The sequence below is a fragment of the Pedobacter jeongneungensis genome (assembly GCF_000633455.1).
Lineage (GTDB): Bacteria > Bacteroidota > Bacteroidia > Sphingobacteriales > Sphingobacteriaceae > Pedobacter > Pedobacter jeongneungensis_A.
Genome location: NZ_AYMG01000015.1, coordinates 1 through 12,200, shown reverse-complemented (window position 1 = coordinate 12,200; position 12,200 = coordinate 1). Strand labels below are relative to the sequence as shown.

At 40.1% G+C, this 12,200-nt stretch carries 7 protein-coding genes; all 7 read right to left on the bottom strand.

Annotated features, from left to right (window positions below; all coding sequences use genetic code 11):
* Window positions 1-70 precede the first annotated feature (70 nt).
* Window positions 71-1,033, bottom strand: a complete 963-nt coding sequence (locus tag U859_RS0114840) for an acetyl-CoA carboxylase carboxyltransferase subunit alpha (protein ID WP_084153076.1) — start codon at window positions 1,031-1,033, stop codon at window positions 71-73.
* 785 nt (window positions 1,034-1,818) lie between these two features.
* Complete coding sequence (locus tag U859_RS0114835; RefSeq protein WP_025144140.1) at window positions 1,819-3,378, bottom strand: S10 family peptidase; 1,560 nt, start codon at window positions 3,376-3,378, stop codon at window positions 1,819-1,821.
* Between the two features lie 163 nt (window positions 3,379-3,541).
* The gene (locus U859_RS0114830) at window positions 3,542-4,570 is read right to left on the bottom strand and encodes a glycosyl hydrolase family 18 protein (RefSeq protein WP_025144139.1); all 1,029 of its coding nucleotides are present in this window, start codon (window positions 4,568-4,570) and stop codon (window positions 3,542-3,544) included.
* Window positions 4,571-5,093: 523 nt separating this feature from the next.
* The gene (locus U859_RS0114820) at window positions 5,094-5,495 is read right to left on the bottom strand and encodes a hypothetical protein (protein ID WP_025144138.1); all 402 of its coding nucleotides are present in this window, start codon (window positions 5,493-5,495) and stop codon (window positions 5,094-5,096) included.
* Between the two features lie 194 nt (window positions 5,496-5,689).
* Window positions 5,690-7,285 (bottom strand): SusD/RagB family nutrient-binding outer membrane lipoprotein, encoded by a 1,596-nt coding sequence (locus U859_RS0114815; protein ID WP_025144137.1) that lies wholly within the window; start codon window positions 7,283-7,285, stop codon window positions 5,690-5,692.
* 18 nt (window positions 7,286-7,303) lie between these two features.
* Window positions 7,304-10,582, bottom strand: coding sequence for a SusC/RagA family TonB-linked outer membrane protein (locus U859_RS0114810; RefSeq protein WP_240183054.1), 3,279 nt, complete (start codon window positions 10,580-10,582; stop codon window positions 7,304-7,306).
* A 186-nt stretch (window positions 10,583-10,768) separates the two neighbouring features.
* Complete coding sequence (locus tag U859_RS0114805; protein WP_025144135.1) at window positions 10,769-11,842, bottom strand: FecR family protein; 1,074 nt, start codon at window positions 11,840-11,842, stop codon at window positions 10,769-10,771.
* Window positions 11,843-12,200: the final 358 nt, after the last annotated feature.

The following is a 12,200-nucleotide window of genomic DNA, read 5'->3' as shown; positions in this document are numbered from 1 at the left end:
TTAATTATCTGACACAAAAAAATCCTGTTCAGCATTGCCGAACAGGATTCCAATTTTATTTTTTTTATAATTATTCGTTTACAACACCCATCGCACAGAATTTATCAATTCTTTGTTCGATCAGTTTATCAGTTTTTAGTTTACCCAAGGCGGCCAAATCTTTAATGATATAATCTTTTAAAGTTCTGCCCATTAATTCCGGGTCCTGGTGTGCACCACCAAGCGGTTCAGGTATAATGCCATCGATTAATTTGTTACCAAACATATCGTCAGACGTTAACTTCAAACATTCAGCGGCTTTCTCTTTAAAATCCCAGCTTCTCCATAAAATAGATGAGCACGATTCAGGTGAGATTACCGAATACCAGGTATGCTCTAACATATATACTTTGTCGCCGATACCGATACCCAAAGCCCCACCAGAAGCACCTTCACCAACCACGATACAAATAATCGGCACACGTAATACCGACATTTCCAACAGGTTTCTGGCAATTGCTTCACCTTGTCCACGTTCTTCTGCCTCTAAACCTGGGTAAGCACCCATCGTATCAATAAAAGAAACTACTGGTTTGTTAAATTTTTCGGCTAAACGCATTAAACGTAAAGCTTTGCGGTAACCTTCCGGGTTAGCCATCCCGAAATTACGGAACTGACGCTCTTTGGTATTTTTACCTTTTTGGTGACCGATAACCATAACGGTTTGACCATTGATGGAAGCAAAACCACCGATAATCGCCTTGTCATCCTTAACCGTTCTATCACCATGCATCTCGATAAAATCATCGCAGATCATGTTAATATAATCAAGGGTTTGTGGACGATCAGGGTGACGGCTCATCTGAACCTTGTTCCAACCGGTCAAATTTTTATATAAGTTATTGGTAGTTTCTTCTAATTTACCATCAAGCTCATCTAACGTGGCAGACATATCTACCTTGGTTTTTTCGGCAACTTGCTTAACCTTTTCTATCTGCTGAACTAAATCGGCAATAGGTTTCTCAAAATCGAATGATGTTTTTATCTGCTGCATAATTGAACCACAAAAATAAGTAATTATTTTTAGTTTGTAACCAACAGTTTTTCGTTTACGTTTTTGGAGAGGGAAATTGCTATGGCTTTACAGATAAACGAGCGTTATAAATGCGATTTATTTCTTTTTTTTGGAAAGCAGTTTCAGTGGTTATTAGGTTGGGTTCCGTCCTGCTCTTCCTCCTCCCGATGAAAAATCGGGATCTGTCCGATCAGGTTTAAATTACAACTGTTCTTGCCACTATGAGGGGTTTCCGTGCCATTGCCTAAAAGAAGTTCGTGAAAACAAGAACCCTGACAAAAGGATTATTACCGGATTATAACCAAACGTTCCTAACGGAACGTAAACGCCAATTATACAATTGGCTACCCAGGAATCGTCTCACTGGGACGATTAATTTAACCGTTTTTACCACGGGTCCCCAAAACGTCCCACAGGGACGTGTCATAGGTAGCAGAAAAAACCATTTCATGTTTTTCGTTCCGTAGGAACGTTTCATTTTTCCAAAAAAGAAACGTATTTAATTCAATAATGAGGGGTTTCCGTGCCACACCCTACCTACCTAGCCCTGATTGAAATGAAAAGCCCGCAAACGAGGCACGAGTGAGGACTTGTAATGTAAAGCAGGACGAACCTTTAATCATTGTACAGCCTCTGCGCTCCAAAAAAATAAAAAACGCAGAACACTTGAATCAAAAAAAGAGGTCCGTGAAGACACGGACCTTGGCGAGGAGAGTTAACAAATTAATATCAATGTGCATAGTAAACTTCTCAACTCTAAAATCTTAGAATCTAGCGGCCTCGCCTGGCTTTGGCAATGCTTTTTTAATAAACTCGCGGATGTGGCTATTTGCCGTTTTCAGGTCATCTTTACGCAGATACATCATGTGCCCGCTGCGGTAACCTTCCCAGCTCATTCTATCCTGCAGTTTACCCGCTGCATCTAACTGCCACATGCTGTATTTGGCATTGAAATAATCGCAGGCACCATCATAATAGCCCGATTGTACCAATAAATGCAGGTACGGATTCTGTGCCATGGCCTGACGGAGGTTATCACCTGTTTGATCTCCTGTTTTATCCCAGGGATACACAGCGCCGAACATATTATATTTTAAATCGGTTTTGTAGTTTAGCTCGTTGCGGATGTACATATTAATGGCCGGGGTAAACGAATGCAACCAGGAAGTTAGTTCTGCATTATAATCTGGCCCTTCGCCAGCACTCATTTTGTCGATGCCGCGGTAGCGCGAATCTAAGCGCCCAACAGTAAAACCTTTATCCCTCAATAGTTCTTTCCAAAAGAAATCAGTAGGTACATTGAGGTTATAATCTAAAATTACTTTTTCCGAAAGTCCAGAATAACGCGCCATTTTTGTTGCTATGGCTTTCTTTTTATCGGCGCTTAACATTCCACCCTGCGAAATGGCCGGAATCAATTCATTAATGGTAAAACTTTCTACTTCGGGCAACATGGCGGTTAAATCTTTGCCCTGTAAATCGGCTGCTAAAGCTTTGTGGTACCAGGCGGTAGCTGCAAAGTAAGGTAAACGCAAAGCGGCATCAACCGGGCCACTACGCTCAATGCCCAGTTCGGTTGGCGATACGAGTACCACACCATTTAAATACATCCACTGACTGTTCTGCAGTTCAAGCGCCAGGCCCGAAACACGGGTGGTACCATAGCTTTCTCCGATTAAAAATTTTGGCGAAGCCCAGCGGTTGTTGCGGGTTACAAAGGTATTGATCCACTCGGCAAGGTATTTAATATCGGCGCGTACACCGAAGAATTTATTGGTTGGAATATCCTTGCTCACCGCCCTCGAATAACCGGTATTTACGGGATCGATGTACACAATATCGGCAACGTCTAAAATAGAGTATGGATTTTCTTTATAACCGTAAGGCTGAACCGGATAACCTTCATCATCGATATTGAGCACTACCGGGCCAGTATAGGCAATATGCATCCAAACTGATGCAGAACCTGGTCCGCCGTTAAAAGAAATTACCAAGGGCCTTTTATCACGGTTTTGCACATCACTGCGTTCATAATAGGTATAAAATAAGCCTGCTATGGGTTTTCCGTCTTCATCCCAAACCGGAAGTGTACCAGTAGTGGCTTTATATGGAACGACTTTTCCATCAATAGTTACCGAATGGTTGGTAACAACCGAGCTTTCTACTTTTATGCTTCTTTCGTTTGCTGATGATTTGGGTTCATCTTTAACAGTAACCTGGGTGGTGGTTACGGTTTCTTTAGATTGATTCTTTTTCGGCCCCTGTTGTGCATGTACAAAGAAACCTGCACACAAAAACGTGGTAAGTATAAATTTGAATTTCATTGAAAGTTTGGTTTGATCTATAAATATCAAATTAATGTGGCGTTAATCAAAAAACTGATTAGAAATGTTACCATAAAAAAGCCTGCCTTGCTTTTAGCAAGGCAGGCATGGAGTTAACACTATTATTTTACCAAGATCTCTAATGCTGGCTGTACTTCCAGTATTACGGGTTCATAATTTTAATCAAATCTTTGGTAACTTTAAAATTTGGGTGAATAATTGTATTGTCGTTTGTTGAAGTAAGCGGGGCATCCCTATCAATGGCATAGCTAAAAACCCCTCCTTTTTTAGGCCCTGTTGATGGTTGCCATCTTGCATAATCATATGCACGCCCTGTCCCGTTCTGAGGATAAGTAACATCATTCCAATAATTACCTGGATAGCCATTTTCCTCATAAAAAGAAAATCCAGGTACAAATTTTTTGGATGGTATATAAGGTGAATAAGTATTCCATACAGTTTGAAACCTAGATGTGCCACTACCATAAGTTTGAAACCAAACATAATCAATCATAGTAGATACATTTCTAAAAAAAGCAGTAGTGCCATTTTGGTTAGTATCGTAGGTAAGTAATTTTCCTGTTTTAGATTTTGGGCCAAGATAGGAAGATAACGCTGTATAAATCCCTGTCTTCTCTGTTAACTCAGCTCCCGCAACATTGTGTTCAATATCGATATCGTAGCCATCTAAGCCATATTTATTAACCGTGTTATCCATTATTGATTTAGCTGCGGCGGCGTACCCAGCAGCATTTTGGCTTGCACCTGCTGGCATAGTTAAAGACCCTGTAATGAGAACCTTCGTTCCTCTTGCACGCAGGTATGGAATATAAACATCTTTTAGCTTTGTCCAAAAAGGAGAATCAGCTGGGGTGTAGTCCGGAAACACAATTACTACATCCAAGCTATCAGGCAATTCAGTCATAATCGGATCATTGGCATTTCCGCTTACTGATCTATCACGCCAGGTACGGTAAAAGCCTGCCGTTATCTGATGATCACTTTTTTTATAAGCAATCAGGCTCTGTAGGTTCACTCCGGATGATAAAGCAGACTGTTTATTTTTTAACGATACCTGATTTTCCTGTTCAATCTCAGCAGCATTTTTTTTACAACTGCTCAAATTAATGATCATGGCCATGGCCAGAATGATCAAAATTGGTTTTTTAAAGATTTCGATAATTTTTTTCATATTTAAAGTATTTAGTTAGGTATTTTAAGACTAAGCCAAATACAATGCCAGCGAGAATAATTTCAGTTTACATCACTACTGATTTTAAGAGCACCGACTAAATATAGCTCCCAAGCCAATTAGAAGCACTATCTTTATTCATAAAGAAAAAAAATTTGCTTTTGAAAGTAAAAAACAAAGAGATTTGGCTGCAATTGGATTTGGGGAAAATTATCTACAAGCTGTAGAAATTAAACCCCTTAACGTGGGGGCATTAATTAAATTGCCTGTTTTTATTAAACCAGTGTAACCATTGACGTCATTCGTTAAGCTTAATCCATGCGCCTTCAGTTCCACACTTTCTGCTCTACAAATTTTTATTCTGGCTGCTAAAGATTTGCAGATTAGACACTATCCGCTAATCTTTGGCTTTTTTAACAACGAATTTCATTCGTCATTACCATAAAAAAACCAGCAAAGCTTTTGGCAATGCCGGTTCTGCAAAAAACTGCTGCAAATGAAGCAGTAGACCTATAATAAATAATTAAATAACAACAGCTTCGGCACTTGCCTCTGCAATCTGCCAGCCTATGGATGGGTTGCCGGTTACCAATAGGTCAACAAAATATTCGTAGTAAGAGCCAGCTTTATAACCTTCAAAACGATCGGCATAAATGGTACCGGTTGAGTGGGAAACGCTGGTTAACGGAACATTGCCCTCACCCTGAATAGTTACCGTAATACCAGAGTAAACCTGCCCGGTAGTGTAGGTAAGTGTTGCAGTAGCTGGCAGACCATTGCTGGTTGTAAAGTTTTTAGTAACTGTAACTACGCCTTTAAGGGCAGTCTTTTTTAGAACCGCAGTAATTTTAGCAGGTGTAAAACTACTGAACAGGCAAACGGCAAAAGTAAGTGTTGCCACCAATAGGCTGATTGATTTTTTCATTTTCTTTGGTTAAACAGGTTAAGATTTACACAATGGTTTTGGTTAGGATGCCACTGTGATAGCGAAGTTAATATTTTCAATATCAGTTTTTTAGGAGAAATACTGCGCAAACGTTTGCTTGAAAATCAGGTTATAAAAAAGGCCGACAATGCATGTTGCACTGCCGGCCAGGTATAAATCGGGATGATTTATTTTTACTTATCCCACCAAACCCTGCCAGTGAGGTTATCACCACCAGGTACAGCTGAAGAGGCTGCTTTGTAATTGGCGTTATTTTTAGCCGCTTCTTCTACCGGGTATGGGAAACGGCGCGGAATGGTACCATTAGTGGCGTTACCTGGATAAACCACTGGAGTTAAAGCCGGAAATCCGGATCGGCGCCAGTTAGACCATGTTTCATAAAAATCGAGCATGGTACAGGTATGCAACCAATATTGGGTATTAATCATTTCTAAACCATTGGCAGCAACATAAGGATTGGCTGCTGCATAAGCATCAGCTACGGTGCCCGAAATGGCTAAACTGACATCATACTGTGATAAGAAAGTAATACCTGCAGATAATCCACTGGCATAATGGGTAGCAGCTGAACCGCCTATTGCCCATCTTTGCGCAGCCTCTGCCAATAAAAATTCGCTTTCGGCATAGGTTAAAATAAAAGTAACCCCGTCCTTTTTAATCATTGCCGGGTTAGGCGAAGAGTAAGCCGGAAACGTAGTGTAAGAAGCATCTTGCCTCACATCTCTGCCCGCAATACCGCTTAAGTCTTTTCCATTAGGCATTCCTTTTTGCAGAAGCGGATCGGCACTGTAATTGGGATTTTGTGTTTTACTGTTTTCATCCAGATAAAGGCCTGTAACAGCAACTTTTGCTAAACGCGGGTCGTTCGCCGTTTTTAATTTATTGATAAAAGTTTGCGACCATTTAACATAATAATTTTCCTGACCACCATCGCCCGCCAATACCTGGCTGTTTCTGTTCTGCGTTACCCTTGCACCAGATACATCATGTTTCACAAAAGCATTATCATCGTTACTGAGCATGGTTTTACCGATCACTTTTTGGGCGTAGGCTTTGGCCGTGTTTTCATCCACTTTGGTCAAACGCATCGCAATACGCAACAAAAGGGTATTCCCAAAACGTTTCCATTTGTTGATATCGCCTTTGTAAATGGCATCGCCGGTAACTTTATCACCATTCACATCCAATGCATTGGTGGCTTCTTCTACTTCTTTTAATAAATCGGTATAAATGGCCTGTTGTTTATCATATTTTGGTGCCAGATTACCGGTATAATAACCTTGTCCTGCTTCCGAATACGGTGCATCGCCATATAAATCCGTAATACGTTCAAAGATCAGTGCTTTCCATAAACGGGCCACCTGGCGTACATTATTATATTTAGGAGATCCTTTTGTAAATTCAACAATATCTACAATCGGTTTAACCTGTTCTACGTAAGCACCTACGGTTGTGCTGCCCCAGTAGGCTGCGGTATATCCTTCGTTTAGTAAATATTTATCTCCTGCCCAATAACTTACCACGGTAGAAAGTCCCTGCATCATGGTAGAAGAATATATTAAATTTCCCCTCCAGGTATCGTAAGCAAAATCGATACTGCCGGTATAGGTAAGCTGAGCAGTGGTTAACGTATAATTGGGATCAAAAGTTGCTGCACCATAAGCAGATGGGTTGGTATTGATATCCTCGAAATTTTTGGTACAAGCCGAGATCATTAACATGCCGGTACAAAGTAACAGGCTATATTTTTTTAATATGTTCGTTTTCATTGTTCTGTCTGTTTAAAATTAAAGCTTCACACTAAGGTTTACACCAAATGTTCTAACCGGAGGCACGCCACCCAGTTCCAATCCCGGAAAAGTTGCGTTATAACTCGATTCAGGATCGATATTATCCGTTTTTTTCATCAGGATAAATAGGTTCCTGCCTACAAGACTCACATTTAAGCCATGTATTTTGTTGTTGAACATTTTTGCAGGAAAGTTATAACCCAGGGTCATCTGCCTGAACTTGATAAAACTTGCATCCTGCACAAATTTATTAGACACATTATCTGCCGATAGCTGATAGTAAGTTGCGGCGGTGTTACCCAATGCCTCGCGGTTTTCGAGCGTAGCCTGGTGTAAACCGAATACATAACCATAATAATCAGTTGCAGAAAATACTTTTCCACCCCACTTACCGTCAATCAGGAAAGACAGGGTTGCACCTTTATAATTGAACTCGTTGTTCCAGCCCGCAAACCATTTGTTATAAGCAGAACCATAAGCAACCAGGTCGCCACGCTGTGGAGCGTTATTTGCACCCAGCATAACATTTCCTGAAGCATCATATTTATAATCGTAAGCCATTACCTGAGAGGCGGCTTTGCCCGGGATATTCTGTAAAAAGCCAACGCCAGATCTTGAAGTGGCAATAAGATTTGAGGTAACATCATCAGCAAGTGAGATTACTTTATTGTCGTTATATGATCCGTTTAAAGAAGAAGTCCATACGAAATCTTTGTTTTTTACCACCTGACCCGATAACAACAACTCTACTCCCTTATTTTGAATTTTACCAGAGTTCAAAACCGCACCACTATAACCAGTTGATGTAGATGTGGTTACAAAAGTAATTTCATCTTTAGATATCTTTTTGTACCAGGTAAAATCGAGATTTAAACGATCTCCTAAGAAGCGCATTTCTGTTCCGATTTCCAATTCGGATGCTTTTGAAGCTCTTAATGCAGAATTAGGGATGTTTACGTTCGAGATGGTACCCAATGGCAATCCGTTTAAAACTTCACTTCTTAAGCTATAGGTTAACAAAGTTTGATAAGGATCTGTTGCCTGGCCAACCACTGCATAACCAGCTCTAACTTTACCAAAACTTAAGAAAGATGGTTTCCAAAGTTCTGAGAAAACAAATGAACCGCTAATGGAAGGATAAATCACATCTAAATCATTGTTTTTCCCTGGGGTAGCGAGAGTAGAAAACCAGTCGGTACGTCCGCTACCGGTTAAATATAAAATATCTTTATAGGCAAGTTCTAAAGTACCATATACCGATTGTGTTTCGGCTTCGGATGCCACATAAGCCACCGATTTATTTTTAGCATTTAGAATATTATAAACGCCGAATACGGCAAAATCAGATCCGCTGTTGGTGGTTTGAGTTACACTTGTTCTGCGGTAACTGGCACCAATATTAGGGGTGATAGAGAAATCTTCATCTACTTTAAAAGGCTTACCGATTAATACATCGACATTAACATCTGCAAATTTGGTGGCCTGCTCTACAATTTTACCAGGAGCATAATAAGCTGTACCTGATGGCACCACATTTTTATAGGTGTCGTTATAAGCATCGCGACCAGCACGTCCTTGTACAAACAAACCATTATCAAAAGTATAGCGGGCATTAAAAGAACTGATCAAACGATCGCGTTTGGTATCGTTTACAAATTCGTTTGCTGCAAACCAGGGGTTGGTTGCATAAGCATTACCTTTATTGTACTGAATTTCATTTCCATTGGCATCTTTCCATGGATCGAGGTTTTTTACACTTACACTGGTTGGTAGAAAAGCCACATTATAATTGGCATTACCTGCACCATCTGATACCATCGGTCTGTTTTTAGCCTGCTCTAAAATATAGTTCATGCGGGCATCAATGGTTAACCGTTTAATTGGATTAAAGGTACCTACCAGGTTAAAAGATTGTCTGTTTAAACCAGAATTTGGCACAACTGAAGTATTGTGTACATCGTTGGCAGATAAACGGATGGTACCGCCATCAAAACTTTTGTTTAAAGCGAGGGTATTAGACCATGTGCCCCCTGTGCGGTAAAAATCTTCAATATTATTTTTCTGTGCACTATAAGGTCTGCTTACCCCATCAAACTGAACCACATTGGATCCATCTAATTTTGCACCCCAGCTCGATCCGCCCACCTGTGCAGCGGCAGCAGCATCAGTCGGTTTTACCCCATTAGCGCCCTGTCCGTAAACATATTGCCAATTGGTTCTGTCCATTACCTGTTCTGCAACATAATTGGTGTTAAATTCGATGCTGTTGCCCTTTCCACTTTTCGTGGTAATCAGAATCACCCCGGCTTTTGCACGGTAACCATATAAAGCAGCGGCAGCAGCACCTTTTAGTACAGAAATACTCTCAATATCATCAGGGTTTAAGTTTCCAACGGCATCGCCTAAATCGGGTGCGTTATCATATTGACTACCCGAGTTGCCATTACCATTCAGATTATTTAAACCTACAGGCTTATTCTCCATGGGTACGCCATTAATTACGTATAACGGTTGATTGGTTTGGCTTAAGCTAGAAACCCCGCGGATGGTTACGCTGGTTGCCGCGCCCACACCACCTGATGTTGAGCTGATATCTAAACCAGCCACTTTTCCTACTAACGAGTTGGCCACATTATTTTCCCTGGCCTGGGTTAAGGTTTCGCCACTCACCTGCGTAACCGAATAGCCTAATGCCCTTCTTTCTTTTTTAATGCCCAAAGCCGTAACCACCACATCGGTAAGTTGTTTGGTATCTTCTGTTAAAACGATGTTGATACTGGTCTGAGAGCCGATGGCCACTTCTTTTGTCTGAAAACCGGCATAAGAAACCACCAAAATTGCATTTTCGGGGGCATTTAAGGCAAATTTACCGTTAATATCGGTAGAAGTGCCGATACCTGTTCCTTTAACCCTAACGGTTGCGCCAGGCAAAGCACCTCCAAGTGCATCTTTTACAGTTCCGGAAATCGGAACTTCTTTATTTTTGCTAATGACAATTAAGCCACCATCAGAAACAGAATATTTCAGGTTGGTTCTGTTTAAAATGGCTGCCAAAACGTCGGTAACCAAAGTATTGGTTACCGTAATGCTCACATCCTTATTAACAGGAACGTAAGAAGAGCTGTAAACAAAATGGTAACTGCTTTGCTGCTCAATAATCTGTAAAACCCTGGCCAGTTTTGTTTTCTTAACATCTAAAGAAATTTTTTCCTGCGAAAAAACCGATGCGGAAACATTAAGGCAGGTAATGAAAACCATAATACAGGCTAGTTTCATTAGCATAATGAATTTTAGGAGCGCTTTATATTTTGGGCGCCCTTGCAGTAAGTAATAATAAATCATATTTTTGTTTTTTTTGGTTGCATAAGTTCTTGGCAGCAATCTGTTTGCGCATAAACTGCCATTAATTGATCAAAAAAGAAATTCAAGAGGGCGGTGCTCCAACACCGTCCTTTTTTCTTCCTATTTCGAGATGATTACCTGTTTTCCCTTTATCTCATATTTAAAATTATTTTCGGTTGCTTTTAATGCGTGTAATACTTCTTCAATACTCTCGTTGGTAATGGTTGCTGTAAAACGGTATTTCTCTAATGCCGGATCGGTAAAACTGATCTCTACGTTATACCATTTCTCGAGCACGTTTTTAATCTCATCAAAATTCTGATCGTAAATTTCGATCCGGTTTTGCGTCCAGGCAGTTTCTACGATGGTACTATCCTTTATTCTGGTATAATGGTTAATGGTTATTTCTGGCTGTGGCGTTACAGGCTTAACCAACCTGTTTTTTTCCTGTTGAGCTATAACTTTGTAAAACGTAACCTTCTGACTTGGCTTTAAGGTAATTACGCCACCATTTCCGTTTACCCCTTCCATGGTAATTAAACCGCGGATCAAAGTTGCTTCAGAGCTAATTTCATCCGGATAAGCTTTTACATTAAAAGCGGTACCCAGTACATTGATGTTAAAATCGTTGGTATGTACTTTAAAAGGTCTTTCCTTATTGTGTTTTACATCAAAAAATGCTTCACCGGTTAAAGTAACTTCGCGATATTTATCATTAAAATCTTTAGCAAGGGTTAAAACACTCATGGCATTTAACAGCACCGAGGTACCATCAGGCAACATAATTTTTTTGCGCTCACCATTTTTTGTAGCGAAAGTATAAACCCCGGGTACAATGTTATTTATACCGGTGCTTTTATAATACGTGTTATAAACTAGAACCCCTCCAAGCACCAAAACTATGGCTGCGGCAATTTTTACCCATAAATAACGCTTCAGTTTAATCACCTTGTCTTCAGTGGCTGGAAACATATTTTCCTTAAAGTGTTCTACCTGTTTCGCCAGCGGACGTTTGTTTCCGCTCAATATCACATAAAGCTTTTTTGCCTCTGCAATTACTTCCACCTGTTCAGGGTGTGCATTAATGTACTTCTCCCAATATCCAATGCATAGCTTATCCGTTCCAGCGCAGTATTGCTGGAAAGTGCTATCAACAAGAAAGTCTTCTGCATTGAATTTACTTCTATCAACCATTCTTTTTGCCTTTTATATATCAGTGCCCAAAAGCTTTACTTTTTCCTAAGGAAATTTTAACTTTTTTTTAACACGACGGAATATATACCCTGAATGCCAGTAGAATGAAGAAATTTAATTTGCAAGAATGCAGATTTCGAAGTTAAAAGGGCTGATTTATCAGTCTCAAAAATAGTTAAGCACATTTTTTTGGAAAGCAAGAACAGAAGCAATTAGCAAAAAATGCTCCTGCTCATATCTTTATATTTATAATATAACAATCAGAAAAAGGGAGGCAAGTTGAGGTCCTGCTAGACACGAAATATTAAAGATGTCGACGTGATAGGATTATCCTCCCTTTTTTACTTCTTAAAGTCAG

Excerpts from the sequence above, each read along its gene's own strand:
- U859_RS0114840 (WP_084153076.1), bottom strand. The coding sequence starts at position 1,033 with ATGCAGCAGATAAAAACATCATTCGATTTTGAGAAACCTATTGCCGAT.
- U859_RS0114835 (WP_025144140.1), bottom strand. The coding sequence starts at position 3,378 with ATGAAATTCAAATTTATACTTACCACGTTTTTGTGTGCAGGTTTCTTT.
- U859_RS0114830 (WP_025144139.1), bottom strand. The coding sequence starts at position 4,570 with ATGAAAAAAATTATCGAAATCTTTAAAAAACCAATTTTGATCATTCTG.
- U859_RS0114820 (WP_025144138.1), bottom strand. The coding sequence starts at position 5,495 with ATGAAAAAATCAATCAGCCTATTGGTGGCAACACTTACTTTTGCCGTT.
- U859_RS0114815 (WP_025144137.1), bottom strand. The coding sequence starts at position 7,285 with ATGAAAACGAACATATTAAAAAAATATAGCCTGTTACTTTGTACCGGC.
- U859_RS0114810 (WP_240183054.1), bottom strand. The coding sequence starts at position 10,582 with ATGAAACTAGCCTGTATTATGGTTTTCATTACCTGCCTTAATGTTTCC.
- U859_RS0114805 (WP_025144135.1), bottom strand. The coding sequence starts at position 11,842 with ATGGTTGATAGAAGTAAATTCAATGCAGAAGACTTTCTTGTTGATAGC.